The 14,966-nt window shown below is 66.1% G+C and carries 10 protein-coding genes; 3 read left to right on the top strand and 7 right to left on the bottom strand.

Translation table 11 applies throughout. The features are described 5' to 3' along the window. Positions 1-27: 27 nt before the first annotated feature. The 4 genes from ACTIF6_RS09370 to ACTIF6_RS09385 all read right to left on the bottom strand — a co-directional run bounded on the left by ACTIF6_RS09370 (position 28) and on the right by ACTIF6_RS09385 (position 5,824). Positions 28-672, bottom strand: coding sequence for an aspartate/glutamate racemase family protein (locus tag ACTIF6_RS09370; RefSeq protein WP_439587698.1), 645 nt, complete (start codon positions 670-672; stop codon positions 28-30). Beyond that, a complete protein-coding gene (locus ACTIF6_RS09375; RefSeq protein ID WP_439587699.1) occupies positions 669-3,251 on the bottom strand; it encodes a TRAP transporter permease in 2,583 nt (860 codons plus the stop codon). Before ACTIF6_RS09375 ends, ACTIF6_RS09370 begins: the two co-directional genes overlap by 4 nt. Before the next feature lie 91 nt (positions 3,252-3,342). After that, positions 3,343-4,320 carry a TAXI family TRAP transporter solute-binding subunit gene (locus tag ACTIF6_RS09380; RefSeq protein ID WP_439587700.1) on the bottom strand — a complete coding sequence of 326 codons (978 nt, stop codon included), beginning with the start codon at positions 4,318-4,320 and terminating at the stop codon, positions 3,343-3,345. 151 nt (positions 4,321-4,471) lie between these two features. Beyond that, positions 4,472-5,824 carry an aspartate aminotransferase family protein gene (locus tag ACTIF6_RS09385; protein WP_439587701.1) on the bottom strand — a complete coding sequence of 451 codons (1,353 nt, stop codon included), beginning with the start codon at positions 5,822-5,824 and terminating at the stop codon, positions 4,472-4,474. Positions 5,825-6,016: 192 nt separating this feature from the next. Here ACTIF6_RS09385 and ACTIF6_RS09390 point away from each other — a divergent pair, with 192 nt between their 5' ends. After that, positions 6,017-7,294, top strand: a complete 1,278-nt coding sequence (locus ACTIF6_RS09390; protein ID WP_439587702.1) for a D-amino acid dehydrogenase — start codon at positions 6,017-6,019, stop codon at positions 7,292-7,294. Here ACTIF6_RS09390 and ACTIF6_RS09395 read toward each other — a convergent pair. The 3 genes from ACTIF6_RS09395 to ACTIF6_RS09405 form a co-directional block, all read right to left on the bottom strand. Then, positions 7,254-8,153, bottom strand: a complete 900-nt coding sequence (locus ACTIF6_RS09395) for a LysR family transcriptional regulator (RefSeq protein ID WP_439587703.1) — start codon at positions 8,151-8,153, stop codon at positions 7,254-7,256. The two genes, ACTIF6_RS09390 and ACTIF6_RS09395, sit on opposite strands and share 41 nt — an antisense overlap. A 201-nt stretch (positions 8,154-8,354) precedes the next feature. Continuing rightward, entirely contained in the window at positions 8,355-11,522 is a 3,168-nt protein-coding gene (locus ACTIF6_RS09400) for an efflux RND transporter permease subunit (protein ID WP_439587704.1), read from the bottom strand. Positions 11,523-11,529: 7 nt separating this feature from the next. Continuing rightward, a complete protein-coding gene (locus ACTIF6_RS09405) occupies positions 11,530-12,651 on the bottom strand; it encodes an efflux RND transporter periplasmic adaptor subunit (protein ID WP_439587705.1) in 1,122 nt (373 codons plus the stop codon). Between the two features lie 114 nt (positions 12,652-12,765). Between ACTIF6_RS09405 and hpnC the strand changes: the two genes are divergently transcribed. Both hpnC and ACTIF6_RS09415 read left to right on the top strand, forming a co-directional pair. Next, positions 12,766-13,695, top strand: a complete 930-nt coding sequence (gene hpnC / locus ACTIF6_RS09410; protein ID WP_439587706.1) for a squalene synthase HpnC — start codon at positions 12,766-12,768, stop codon at positions 13,693-13,695. A 131-nt stretch (positions 13,696-13,826) separates the two neighbouring features. Further along, positions 13,827-14,909 (top strand): TRAP transporter substrate-binding protein, encoded by a 1,083-nt coding sequence (locus tag ACTIF6_RS09415; protein WP_439587707.1) that lies wholly within the window; start codon positions 13,827-13,829, stop codon positions 14,907-14,909. The last annotated feature ends 57 nt before the right edge of the window (positions 14,910-14,966 follow it).

Raw genomic sequence — 14,966 nt, forward strand, 5'->3', positions numbered from 1 at the left:
CGCTGCGCTTTCCTTCGCCTTGCCCATTCAGACTCCCAGGCGCTGGCGCAATACGCGCACGGCGCTGCCGGGGGTGGTGAGCACGGGCAGGCCCGTGGCCTTGTGCACGGGCCGCTGGGCACGCGCCATGCTGAATTGCGCAAGAGCGATCAGATCGCAGCCCTGGCCCGCCAGCCAGTGAGCGGCCTCCACCACGCGCTCGTCGTGGCCGGCGTCGTCTCCGCGGTTCAGCGCGTCCATGGCGCCCTCTGCGAGGCAGGTGACCAGTTCGGTGCCGGACGGAAACTCAGGCGGCATGGAAAGCAACGTGGGCGCAAACGATGCCACCAATCCGATGCGACCTCCACGCGCCACCGCCTCGGCCACCATGGCCTCGTTGGGTTTGAGCACCGGCATGTGCGGTCGGCGTGCGGCCACGGCTTCGATGCAGGACCCAAAGGCCGAGCAAGTGAACAGGATGGCCTGCGCCCCGGTGCCCTCGGCATAGGCTGCCAGGGTCTCGAAGCGCTGGTGCATGGTTTCATCCAGTCCACTGCCGCTTCGCGCGAGGTCGGCCGAAAGGCTGTCGTCCAGCAGGTTCATGCGCACCGCCTCGGGCCAGGCACGCTCGAGCTCGTCGTTGATGGGCGCAACCGAGTGCGACAGCGCATGAATGAGGGCGACGCGCGTCATGCCGGCTGAGCCACTGGCGTAGGTCGCATGCGACGGCCCTGGTTCCACCAGACCAGCAGCACCAGCAACAGTGCAGGCAGATAGAACCAGTGCGATGTCGGCCGGTCGGTCGGCACCTGAACGCCTGTCACATCCCAACCCTGTTCAAAACCGGACTTGGCCGCACGCGTGCCGAATTTCACCTGCCCGATCTGCACGGTGTCACCGAGCGGCATCAACTGGAGTCCGGCATCAGAAAGTCGCTTGCGACCATCCGGGCCCTGGTCGCCGAGTTGAAGCGCGACGGTCTTGACCACTTCGTCGCCTTCGATGGTGAGGCCCTGGATGACCATCACCACCCTGTCATCGGTGGGCACATCGCGCGCCACGTCGTACACCTGAGCGGCGGGGACCAGGCGGTATTCAGGTTCGATGCGGTCCATGAAGAAGTCGGGGCGGAACAGCAGCACCACCGCCACGCTGAGCAGCACGGTCTCCCACCAGCGGCTCTTCACGCGGAACCAGTTCATGGTGACGGCAGCGAACAGAAGCGTGGCCAGCGTGCAGGCCAGCACCAGGCGAATGAGTTCGCCCCAACCATGCACGTTGATCAGCAGCAACTGCGGATTGAAGATCCAGATGAAAGGCAGGATCACCGTGCGCAGCGCATACACCGCACCCTGGATGCCGGTCTCGATGGCATCCTCGCCGGAAATGGCCGCCGCTGCAAAAGTCGCCAGCCCCACGGGCGGGGTGATGTCGCCCATGATCCCGTAATAGAAGACAAACAGGTGGACGGCAATCAGCGGGATGATCAGCCCGGACTGGGCACCCAGTTCGACCACCACCGGCGCCATCAGTGTGGCGACCAGAACGTAGTTGGCCGTGGTCGGCACGCCCAGGCCCAGCACCAGACAGACGAAGGCGATGAACAGCAGCATCACCATCACGTTGCCCTGCGCCACGAACTCGACGAACTCCGTCATGCGCAGCCCAAGGCCGGTGAGCGTGATGGCGCCGACGATGATGCCTGCCGTGGCGGTGGCCACGCCGATGCCGATCATGTTGCGCGAGCCGTCGTTGAAACCGCCCACCACCGAATTCCAGCCCGCCAGCCACGTGCCTGCCGTGCTGGCGCGGCGGAACAGCGCGATGAGCGGACGCTGGGTGAGCATGAGCACGACAAGCGTGGTCACGGCCCAGAACGCCGAGAGCGAAGGCGACATTTCTTCCACCATCAGGCACCAGATCAACATGGCGATCGGCATCAGGTAGTGCAGACCGGCGCGCACCGTGGGCCAGGTCTCGAGCGCTTTGGGATTGTCGATGTCGATGTCGTCCGGCAGATCTGGGCAGCCGGCTGCCTGCTTCACGGAGAACAGGTACAGCGCCAGCACCACGGCCGACACGGCATAGGGTGCAGCCGCACCCATCACCGTCTTGATCACCTGCAACAGGTAGTAGATGGCGCACACCACGGCGATGGTCCCGGCCAAGCCGATGGCATTGCGCAGCACGCGAATGCGCCAGGGCTTGGGCGTGGTCTTGATGATCGGTTGCATGCCCATCTTCAGCGCTTCAAGGTGCACGATGTACAGCAGGCCGATGTAGGAGAGCGTGGCCGGCAGGAACGCGTGCTTGACGATGTCGGCGTAGGGGATACCCACGTACTCCACCATCAGGAAGGCCGCCGCTCCCATCACCGGCGGCATGATCTGCCCGTTGACCGATGCCATGGTTTCGATGGCACCGGCCTTCACGCCGCCATAACCCGCCTTCTTCATGAGCGGGATGGTAAAGATGCCGCCAGAAACCACGTTGGAGACCGACGAGCCGGAGATCATGCCGTTGAGCGCTGACGACACAACGGCCACTTTGGCCGGTCCACCACGCAGATGGCCCAGCGCCGCAAAGCTGACCTGCATCATGTAGTTGCCGCCGCCCGCGCGGTCCAGCAGAGCGCCGAACAGCACGTAGACAAAGATGGTGCCGGCCGAGACCCCGAGAGCGATGCCGTACACGCCTTCGGTGGTGAGCCACATGTGCGAAATCAGGCGGTTGACCGAAGCACCCTTGTGCGAGAGCACCTCGGGCAGATGAGGACCAAGCAGACAGTAGGCGAGGAAGACGATCGCCAGGGCCGCCATGGGCCATCCCACGGCACGGCGCGTGGCTTCGAGCAGCAGCAGCACACCGGCGGTGCCAACCACGATGTCCATGGTGTTGGGTTGGCCCGGTCGCGTGGCGAGCTCGGCGTAGAACAGCATGATGTAGGCGCCGCAGAAGGCGGCCACCAGCGCCAGCAGCCAGTCGACCACGGGCACCCGGTTGCGCGGCGAGCGCTTGAAGGCGGGCCAGGCCAGGAAGGCGAGGAACAGGGCAAATCCCAGGTGGATGGCGCGAGCCTCGGTGTCGTTGAGGATGCCGAAGCCGAGTGCAAAGGGCAGCGGCGAGGCATACCAGTACTGGAACAGGGCCCATAACATGGCGACGGCAAACACCACGCCGGCCGTGATGCCTGTTGGTTTTCGTCCGCCGGTGTCGCTGTCGGCGACGAGTTGCTGCAAGGCTTCCGGCGCTTTTTCGAGATCTGTGGTCATGGCGTCAGGTCCGCTGGAGAAGGCTAAAAAAAATGGCGAAGATCACTTCGCCATGGGAGTCACGCCGGGCCTGCCCGCAGGCCCGTGGGGATCACTTGATCCAGCCCTTTTCCTTGTAGTACTTCACCGCACCTTCGTGCAGCGGTGCGCTCAGGCCGTCCTTGACCATGTTCTCCGGGTTCAGGTTGGCCAGCGCCGGGTGCAGCTTCTTGAACTCGTCGAAGTTGTCGAACACCGACTTCACCACCGCATACACGGTATCGGTCGGGGTCTTGCTCGAAGCCACCACGGTGGCGATCACGCCGTAGGTGTTGGTCGGCTGCGGGTTGTTGGGGTACAGGCCACCAGGCAGCGTGACCTTGGCGTAGTACGGCTTCTCGGCCACCAGCTTGTCGATGGCAGGGCCAGTGATGGAAACCAGCTTGGCGCCGCAGGATGTGGTCGGATCCTGGATGTTGGCGCTGGGGTGGCCAACAGCGTAGTAGAAGCCGTCGATCTTGCCGTCGCACAGCGCAGGGCCGTGCTCATCGGCCTTGAGTTCGGAGGCCAGGGAGAAGTCGCTCAACTTCCAGCCCATGGCGCCCAGCATTTCTTCCATCGACGAGCGCGTGCCCGAGCCGGGGTTGCCGACGTTGAAGCGCTTGCCCTTGAAGTCTTCGAACTTGGTCACGCCGGCTTCCTTGCGGGCCAGCACGGTGAAGGGCTCGGGGTGCACGGCGAACACGGCGCGCAGGTCACCATAGGCACCAGCGTCCTTGAATTGCCCCACGCCCTTGAGCGAGTTGAACTGCACGTCGGACTGGGTGAAGCCCAGGTCGAGTTCACCAGCCTTGATGGTGTTCACGTTGAACACCGAGCCACCGGTGGATTCCACCGAACAGCGAATGCCGTGCTTGGCACGGTCCTTGTTGACCAGGCGGCAGATGGCGCCACCAGCGGCGTAGTACACGCCAGTGACACCACCGGTGCCGATGGTCATGAACTTCTGCTGGGCCTGGGCGGGAGCCGTGGGAGCCATCAGGGCAGCGGCCGCGGCCATGGCGCTGAGACAAAGTTGGAATTTTTTCATGGTGGTAGCTCCTGCAGTTTTCTGCTTTGGTTGAACAATCGCGGTGCCCCCGAGAGGCGCCTCTTCCTCGATGCTTCGAATCCTAAGGCAAGCATCGTGCCGACCTTGGGCTCCGGGCATGGTATTTACCCCAAGGGGGTATGCAAATGCGTCATGAAACCAGCTGCGCGTCCGCCTGCGCGATGGCCAGATCGATGGCGCCCGCCAGCCGCTCCACGATCTGCGCCAGCTCGCCGGGCGTGCTGATGAAAGGCGGGGCGAGCAGCACATGGTCGCCACTGCGGCCATCCACCGTCCCACCCATCGGATACACCAGCACGCCGTTGGCCATGGCTTTGCTCTTGATGCTGGCGTGCAGCTTGTGCTTCGGGTCGAACCATTGCTTGCTGGCGCGATCGGCCACCAGTTCGATGCCCCAGAACAGCCCCCGACCGCGGATGTCGCCCACATGCGGGTGGTCGCCGAAGGCCTGCTGCAGCAAACCGTGCAGCTGTGCACCACGCTCGCGCACCTGGGCCAGGAGACCATCGCGCTCGATGACGCGCTGCACCGCCAGCGCCGCGGCGCAGGCCACGGCGTGGCCCAGGTAAGTGTGGCCGTGCTGAAAGAGCCCACTGCCGCGCCGGAAAGCCTCCACCAGCTTGCCCTGCGCCAGCACGGCGCCAATGGGCTGGTAGCCGCCCCCCAGGCCCTTGGCGATGGTGAGCAGGTCGGGCACCACCCCGTCCTGCTCGCAGGCATGCAGGGTGCCGGTGCGGCCCATGCCGCACATCACTTCGTCCAGGATCAGCAGGATGCCGTGGCGGTCGCAGAGCTCGCGCACGCCTTTAAAGTAGCCCGGAACGGGCACCAGCACGCCGGCGGTGGCGCCGCCCACGGTCTCGGCCACGAAGGCCATCACCGATTCGGGTCCGAGCCGCTCAATGGTTGATTCGAGCTCGGCGACCAGGCGCTGGCCATACTGCTCGGGCGTTTCATCCTCGCGCCGTTCGCGGTATTCGTAGCAGGGGGAGACGTGCGCCACGTCGATCAGCAGCGGCTTGAACTGCTCGCGCCGCCAGGCGTTGCCGCCCACGGCCAGTGCGCCCAGCGTGTTGCCGTGGTAGCTCTGCCGCCGCGCAATGAAATGGCGCCGCTGCGGCTGACCGATCTCCACGAAATACTGGCGCGCCATCTTGAGCGCGGCCTCCACCGCCTCCGACCCGCCGCTGACGAAATACGCGTGGCTCATGCCAGCCGGGGCGTTGTCGATCAGCACACTGGCCAGTTCCTCGGCCACTTCGGTGGTGAAGAAGCTGGTGTGGGCGTAGGCCAGCTGGTCGATCTGCGCGTGCATGGCGGCCAGCACATCCGGATGGCCATGGCCAAGGCAGGAAACCGCGGCACCGCCCGAAGCGTCAAGGTAGGTCTTGCCCTGGGCGTCGGTCAGTGTGATGCCCTGCCCGCTCACGGCCACAGGCAGGTCGTGGCGCAACTGTCGGTGAAAGACTCGCGTGGGATTCATTCGGGTGCGCAGGGAGATGATGGGGAAGGACGCAGTGTAAGGAGAGGGTTCACAGCCGGTGGATGCTTTTTTGTCGCCCATCCATGCCCAGGATTTATGGGCCTGCGACGGCGGCGGCCATGACTTCACGACATGGGCGATGGTGCGAACGGCATTTTGCAGATCACCGGCGCGTGCCTACAGTCGCAGTCCATGAGCACCCATTCCACCCCATCCCGCCACATCTGCGTGCTCGGCGCTGGCATCGTCGGCCTGGCCACGGCATGGCAACTGCTGCGCGACGGGTACCAGGTCACGGTGGTCGACAGTGCGCAGACCGGCGCGGGCGCCAGTGGCGCGAATGGCGCCCAACTCAGCTACTCGTACGTGCAGCCGCTGGCCGACCCCTCGCTCTGGCTGCAATTGCCCAAGCTGCTGCTTTCGCCCGATTCCCCGCTTAAATTCCGCCTGCAGTTCGACCCCCACCAGTGGGCGTGGGGACTGCGTTTCCTGGCAGCTTGCCGCGCCAGCGTCTCGCGCAGCACCACCGCCAGCCTGCTGGCGCTGGCCGCCGAGAGCCGAGCCGGTTTCGAACAACTGATGGAACACGAAGCGATCGACTGCGACTTCTCGGCCACGGGCAAGCTGGTGCTCTACCCCGATGCACCGTCGTTCGCAGCGGCACGCCGGCAGATGGAACTGCAGCGCAACCTGGGCACGGTGCAACACGCGCTCTCCCCGACGGAGGCCGTGGCGATCGAGCCCGCTCTGGCCCACCATGCGCAGCGCTTCGCCGGCGCCATCCACACCCCCAGCGAGTGCGCAGCCGACTGCTTCAAGGTGTGCCAGGCGTTGCAGCAATTGCTGGCCGTGCGCGGCGTGCGCTTCCGGTTCCAGACCGAAGTCACGGGCCTGGTCCGCCAGGGCGACCGCATCGTGGCAGCTGAAACAAGGCAAGGCCGCATCGAGGCAGATGCCTTCGTGGTGTCGCTCGGCACAGGTTCGCGCCGCCTGGCCACGCCATTGGGACTGGACGTGCCGGTCTATCCCATCAAGGGCTACAGCATCACCGTGCAGGCCAGCAAGGCGACCGGTGCAGCACCCACGGTGAACGTGACCGATGCCGCGCGCAAGGTGGTGTTCGCGCGAATCGGGGATCGGTTGCGCGTGGCGGGCATGGCCGAACTGGTGGGACACGATCGCACGATTCCGGCCGATCGCATCCAGTCGCTGGTGACCAGCACGCGCGAGGTGTTTCCAGGCGCGGGTGACTTCGAGGATGTGAAACCATGGACGGGCCTGCGCCCGGCCACACCGACGGGCTTGCCCGTGCTGGGCCGTTTGCGTGGCTCGCCGGACAATCTGCTGTTCAACACGGGGCACGGCGCCCTGGGCTTCACGCTCGCTTTCGGCAGCGCACAACGTGTGGCACGTGTCCTGAATGAGGGCGTCAGGCCAGTTGCTGCAGGGCTTGTTGCATGCAACGCGTGAAGGCCCGGGTGATGAGGGAGTTGGGCCGGGCCAACGGACGCAGCATGCGCACGGTCGTCGCCAGCTCGGGTTCGAGCGCGAGCACATCGACGCGCTCAAGATCTGCAGAGGCCGCCGTGCAGCCCTCCACCATGGCCACGCCCACGCCATGGTGCGCCAGCGCCAGCGCGACGTGGTAGGTCTGCACGGTCATCACTTCCTGCAGTCCGGCCCCGCTGTCACGCACGGCGTGGGCCAGCAGGGTGCCCAGCGGGTCCTGTCCATCCAGGGCGATCACGGGAAGTTTGGCGAGCTGGGCCAGGGTGATGGTGCCGGCCTTGACCTGCTTCGCGGGCAGCAGTCCCTTGGGCACGACGCAGACCACGCGCCGCACGGCCAGTTGCTCCTGCGCGAGCGCGGGGTGCGAAACGGCGCTGAACACATAACCGACGTCGGCCTCCTGCAGCACGAGCGACGAGACGATCTGCGGTGAGTGCAGTGCTTCGTGGTGCACGATCACCGAAGGATGCTTCTCACGAAAGAGGCGCATGGCGCGCGGGAACACTTCATAGCTCAAGGCGAGCACGGTGTGCACGCGCAGTTCGCCTTTGCCGCGCCCGGCCTTGAGGCTGGCCGAGAGGCGTTGCACTTCATCGAGCTGGGCGAAGAGGCGTTCAATGTGCGGGTAGAGGGTCTGCGCCTCGACGGTGGGCTTGAGACGGCCTCCGACGCGCTGGAAGAGCTGGAACCCGAGTTGCAGCTCCGCGTGTTGCAGCGTGCGACTGACGGCAGGCTGCGTGACATTGATCATGCGTGCGGCGGCACTCACGCTGCCGGTGAGCATGACGGCGTTGAAGACTTCGATGTGGCGTAGGCGCATGCCTTGTATTGTTTCCTTTTTTCTTCGGTGTGTAGCGGTCATCGGTGACCACGGGGCACGCGAACGGTGGAGTGCCTGCATGGTTGCAGGCTCGTGGACCTCAGGTGTTCTGTGGAGCGAAATAAAGGAGGAGGACCGGCAAAGCCGGTCCGGGGGACATTCGCGGAACAGAGCGCCTGAGGTCCGCGAGCCCGCGAGGTGTCACGCCTGCAAGGTCACAGGCTCCCGCTTCACCCGGAACCAGGCCGCATACATGGCAGGCAACGCCAGCAAGGTCAACACCGTGGCCACCACCAGCCCGCCCATGATCGCCACCGCCATCGGCCCCCAGAACACACTGCGCGACAGCGGGATCATCGCCAGCACCGCCGCCGCCGCCGTCAGCACGATGGGTCGCATCCGTCGCACCGCCGCTTCCACGATCGCGTCCCAGGCCGGCACGCCGCGCGTGCGGTCCTGCTCGATCTGGTCGATCAGGATCACCGAGTTGCGCTGAATCATGCCCATGAGGGCAATCACGCCGAGCAGCGCCACGAAACCGAACGGCCGGTTCAGCAACAGCAAGGCACCGGCCACGCCCGCCATGCCCAGCGGCCCGGTCAGGAACACCAGCATCGAACGGCTGAAGCTCTGCAACTGCAGCATCAGCAGCGTGAACACGATGAAAAGCATCAACGGAACGCCGGCAACGATCGAGGCCGAGCCCTTGCTGCTTTCCTCCACCGCGCCCGCCACCTCGATGCGGTACGCGTTGAGCCCGCGCTCGGCCCAGCCATCGCTGATCTTCTTCAGCGCCGGTTGCAGCTCGGCCGTCACCGTCGCACCCTGCAAGCCCTCCACCACATCGCTCTGCACCGTGATCGCGTACTCGCGGTTCTCGCGCCACATCACGCCGGGCTCCCAGTCGAACACCGGCGTCGCAATCTGCAACAGGGGAATGGCCTGACCGCTCGCCGTGGGCAGATAGGCGTTCGCCAGGCTGCTGATGGCATCGCGCTCTTCCAGCGGCTGGCGCAGCACGATGTCGATCAGCTTGTCGCCTTCGCGGTACTGGCCCACCGTGCTGCCGCTGAGCAGCGTGCGCGAAGCCTGCGCGATCGACTGGCTGGAGACGCCGAGCGCGCGCGCCTTGGCCTGGTCCACCTCCAGCCGCAGCCGCTTCACCGACTCGTTCCAGTTGTCGTTCACGCCGCGCGTGTTCGGGCTCGCGCGCAGGGCCTGCGTCACCTCGTCGGCCAGGCCCCGCAGCACCGCCGGGTCGGTGCCCACCACGCGGAACTGCACGGGATACGGCACCGGCGGCCCGTTGGGCAGCAGCTTCACGCGGCCACGCACCTCGGGGAACTCGGTGGCCAGCAAGGCGGGCAGCGCCTTGCGCATCTGCTCGCGCGTTTTCAGGTCCTTGGGCAACACGATCATCTGCGACACGTTGGTCTGCGGAAAGATCTGGTCCAGCGGCAGATAGAAACGCGGCACGCCCGTGCCCACCCAGGTGCTCACGCTGCGCACACCGGGCTCGGCGGCCAGGCGCTTTTCCACGCGCCGCGTCACCTCGTCCATGGCCTGCATGCTGCTGCCCTCAGGCAGCCACACGTCCACCAGGATTTCGGGTCGGCTGGAATCGGGAAAGAACTGCTGCTGCACCGAACCCATGCCCACAATGCCCAGCACGAAGGTGAGGACGGTCGCGCCGATGGTGATCCAGCGATGGTGCACGCACCAGTCCACCACGGCGCGAAAGCGCACGTAGAACGGGCCGTCGAACACCTCGTGCACCTCGCCCACGTGCGGTTTCACCTTGAGCAGCTTCACGCCCAGGTAAGGCACGAACATCACCGCCACCACCCACGAGATCACCAGTGCCAGCACGGTGACGGCGAAGATGGCAAAGGTGTATTCGCCGGTGGTGGAATTGGCCAGGCCGATGGGCAGGAAACCGGCTGCGGTGATCAGCGTGCCGGTGAGCATGGGCATGGCCGTGGCTTCCCAGGTGAAGGTGGCCGCGCGCACCATGCTGTAGCCCTCCTCCAGCTTGCGCACCATCATCTCCACCGCAATGATGGCGTCGTCCACCAGCAGGCCGAGCGCGATGATGAGCGAGCCCAGCGAGATCTTGTGCAGGCCGATGCCCCAGTAGTTCATGGCCAGGAAGGTGATGGCCAGCACCAGCGGAATGGTGATGAACACCACCAGGCCAGGTCGGATGTCGAGCGTGTAGCGGCGCAGGCCCTTGCCGCCCTCGCGCCGGTGCAAGCCCAGCGCCAGGAAGCTCACCGCCAGCACGATCACCACCGCCTCGATCAGCACCTTCACGAATTCATTGACCGAACTCGTCACGGCCGAGGGCTGGTCCTGCACCTGCGCCAGCGTCATGCCGGCGGGCAGGCGGGCCTCGATGCCGGCCACCGTGGTCTTGAGCGCCTTGCCCAATGAAATGATGTCGCCGCCCTTGGCCATGGAGATGCCCAGGGCGATGCTGTCCTGCCCGTTGTGGCGCACCAGCACGGCCGGCGGGTCCACGTAGCCCAAGCCGATGTTGGCGATGTCGCCCAGGCGGATCTGCGTCCCGTTGGCCGCGCGGATGGGCATGGCGCGCAGCTGCTCCACCGAGTTGAAGGCGCCGGCCACGCGCACCTGCACCACGTCCTGCGGCGACTGCACCGCACCAGCCGACGCCACCGCGTTCTGCTGACCCAGCGCGTCGAGCACCTGCTGCAGGTTCAGGCCCAGCACCGCCAGGCGCTTCTGCGAGATCTCGATGTAGAGCTTCTCGTCCTGCACACCGAAGAGTTCGACCTTGCTCACGTCGCGCACGCGCAGCAGTTGCTGGCGCACATCGTCGGCCACCGTCTTGCGTTCGGCCGGCGAGAAGCCATCGCCCTGCAGGGCGTAGATCACTCCGTACACATCACCGAATTCGTCGTTGAAGAAGGGGCCCACCACGCCTTGCGGCAGCGTGCCGCGCATGTCGCCCACCTTCTTGCGCGCCGTGTACCAGACCTGTGGCACCTCGCCCGGTGGCGCCGAGTCCTTGAGCTGGAAGATGATGAGCGCCTCGCCCGGCTTGGCGTAGCTGCGGATCTTGTCCGCGTAGGGCACTTCCTGCAGCGTTTTCTCGATGCGGTCCGACACCTGTTCGGCCACCTGTTCGGCGGTGGCGCCGGGCCAGTACACGCTGACCACCATGGCGCGGAAGGTGAAAGGCGGGTCCTCGTCCTGACCGAGCTGGAAGTACGCCGCCACGCCGAGCAGCATGAGCACGATCATGAGGTAGCGGGTGAAGGCCTGGTGGTCCAGCGCCCACTGCGAGAGGTTGAAGCGCGAGACCCAGGAACTGGCCTGCGCGGTCGGGTTGGCGGCGTCGCTCATTCGACGCTCACTGCGTGGAGGTGGTGACGAAGCGCGTGACCTTCTGGCCCGGTGCCAGCACATGCACACCAGCGGCCACCACCTCGTCGCCGGGCTTGAGGCCGGCCGCAATCACCATGTCGTTGCCATCGACACCGGCCACCACCACCGGACGTGGCTGCACCGTACCCGCAGCGGGGTCGAACACCCACACCGCCGTGCCCGAACGGTCGCCTTCGGTGGAGCGCATCAGCGCGCTGGTGGGCAGCTTGATCACCGGGCCGGCCGCGACCTGGCTGGCCGAAGGCGCCAGCGTCACGTAGGCAGTAGCACCCAGGGGTGCGGTGGCGTCGTCGGGCAGCGCGAGCTTGACCTGGTAGGTGCGCGTGGCCGCATCGGCGCTGGCCGCCACCTCGCGCACCAACGCATTCAGCGGTGCCGGCGCCATGCCAGCACCACCTGCCCCGGCCCAGAGCCTCACCTGCGCGGCAACGCCCGGCTTCACCTGGCCCACGCGGTCTTCGGGCACGGCAATCACCACGTCGCGTGCACCATCGCGCGCCAGCCGAACCACCGGTGTTCCGGCAGCCACGACCTGCCCTACCTCCGCCTCCACCGCCAGCACCACGCCTGCGCCATCGGCCAGCAGCCGCGTGTAGCCTGCCTGATTGCCCTGCACCGCGCTCTGGGCTTTCGCCTGGCGCAAAGTGGCTTCGGCCGACTGCAGCGTGGCCTGCCGACGCTCGATCTCGGCACCGCTCACGAAGCCACGGGACAACAGGTCCTGGTAGCGTTTGAGGTCGGCCGCCGCCAGGTCGCGCTGCGTCTGCGCTGCGCTCACCTGGGCCTGAGCGGCCTGGCTGGACAGGGCCAGGTCCTGTGCGTCGAGCTGTGCCAGCAACTGGCCGGGCTTCACACGCTGGCCCACTTCGGCCGGCCGCTGCACCAGCTTGCCACCCACCCGGAAACCCAGACGGGACTCGGTGCGCGCCCGCACCTCGCCGGCGTATTCGGCTCGGGCATGGATGCCGCCCTCGCCCACGGTGAGCAGCTTCACGGAGCGGATCGGTTCCTGTGGAGCCTCCGGCCGGGAACAGGCGGCCAGCACCATGGCAACAGCGGCGGCGACAAGAAATGGCGGTGTTCTCATGACGGTGCGGGCTTGCGCCGAAAGGGAGTTGTGAGATCGGTCAGCATTAATGACTGACCGGTTAGTAATCAAAATTGTAGTGTAAATTCGACCCCCTTCTCCTGAATTTCTGCCATGCCCCCCATCCCCGGACACGCCTCCCCCACTGCCGACGCTTCCGCCTCGCGCGCAGCGCCGCTGGGCGGTTCGATCGGGCACTACGAAAACTTCCCCGTGGCCTCCTGGCTGTGCCCGGCCCACTTGCGGCCGGCCGTGGCCGCCATCTACCACTTCGCGCGCACGGCCGACGACATCGCCGACGAAGGCGACGCCACGGCTGCCGAGCGCCTGAACGAGCTCGCGGCCTACCGGGCCGAACTGGCGCAATGCCTGCCGGGCGTCGTCACCGCCGAGGTGCCCGCGTCGCGCTGGCCCCGGGTGTTCGGCCCGCTGGCCCAGGCGGTGCGGCGGCACGCCATTCCCCCCGAGCATCTGCACGACCTCATCAGCGCCTTCGAGCAGGACGTGCGACACACCGAGAACGCGCACCCCTATGCCGACATGGCCGAGCTGCTGGCCTATTGCCGCCTCTCGGCCAACCCGGTGGGGCGCCTGTTGCTGCACCTGTACGGCGTGCGCGACGAAGCTTCGCTGCAGCAGAGCGACCAGATCTGCAGCGCGCTGCAACTCATCAACTTCTGGCAAGACCTGAGCGTGGACCTGCCCCGGCACCGTTGTTATCTGCCTGCAGACGTGTTGCAGCGCCACGGCGCCACCGTGGCGGACTTCATGCCCATTGCACAGGCCGAGCCCGGCGCGTTGATCGTGCGCCAGCAGGCCGTGGTCGCCGAACTGTGCGGCTTTGCGCGTGGGCTCATGCAGCAGGGATCACCGCTGGTGCACCGCGTGCCGGGTCGCGCGGGCTGGGAATTGCGCCTGGTGGTGCAAGGCGGCCTCGCGGTGCTCGGCAGGATCGCGGGGATCGAGCACCGAAGCTGGCAGACCCGTGTGAAGCTCCACCGAGGCGATGTGCCGGGTCTGGCCTGGCGAGCGTTGTGGATGTAGCGCTTCGACCCGCTCGCCGTCCCTGTCCAGACGCCTCCCCCTGGGGTATCGGCATAATCCTCGATCCGCCCGGGGTGCAAGGCCCCGTTCTTCTGCAACCAAGACATCTACCTATTTAGGAGACAGTTTCCATGGATCGTCGTTCCGTCATCAAGAACGCTGGCATCGCCGGTGTCCTGACCGCTGGCATCGCCCCCGCCGTGCATGCCCAGGCCGCTGTGCGCTGGCGCCTGGCCAGCAGCTTTCCCAAATCGCTGCCCACCATCTTCGGCTCCGCGGAGAAATTCTCCGAGACCGTCAAGGCTCTGTCGGGCGGCAAGTTCGAAGTCTCGGTGCATGCCGCTGGTGACCTGGTCCCCGCGTTCGGCGTGGTTGACGCCATTCAGGACAGCACCATCGAAATGGCGCAGAGCGCCCCGTACTACTTCACCGGCAAGGACCCCATCTTCGCCTTCGGCTGCGCCGTGCCTTTCGGCCTGACCGCGCGCCACATGGACGCCTGGATGGAACACGGCAACGGCCGCAAGTACATGGACGAGTTCTACGGCAAATTCAACATCGTCTCGATGAGCTCGGGCAACACCGGCACCCAGATGGGTGGCTGGTACCGCAAGGAAATCAAGACCGTGGCCGACCTCAAGGGCCTGAAGATGCGCCTGGGTGGCGGCCTGTTCGGCGAGACCATGGCCAAGCTCGGTGTGGTGGCGCAGAACATGCCCGCTGGCGAGGTGTACCAGGCGCTGGAAAAAGGTTCACTGGACGCCACCGAGTTCGTGGGCCCGTTCGACGACGAGCGCCTGGGCTTCCAGAAGGTCGCCCCGTTCTACTACTACCCCGGCTGGTGGGAAGGCGGCGCCGAACTCGAGTTCTTCATCAACAAGAAAGCCTTCGACGCGCTGTCGGCCGAGAACAAGGCCATCGTGCGCGCCGCTGGCGCCGTGGCCGCCCGTGACATGACCGCCAAGTACGACGCCCAGAACCCGGCCGCGCTCAAGCGCCTGGTGGCCGGTGGCACCAAGCTCATGCCCTTCTCCAAGGCCATCATGGACGCCGGCTTCAAGGCCTCGCAGGAAGTGTTTGCCGCACACGAAGCCAAGTCGCCCGAATTCAAGAAGATCCACCAGGACATGCGCGCCTTCCAGCGCGACCAGATCCTGTGGAGCCGCTTCTCCGAATGGCGCTACGACAGCTACATCACCGGCGCGAAGATCTGACGCTTCGCGACATGTCTCGATGAGCAGAGAGCCCGCCACGAAAGTGACGGGCTCTTT

Source organism: Hydrogenophaga sp. (genome assembly GCF_051860785.1).
Classification (GTDB): domain Bacteria; phylum Pseudomonadota; class Gammaproteobacteria; order Burkholderiales; family Burkholderiaceae_C; genus Hydrogenophaga.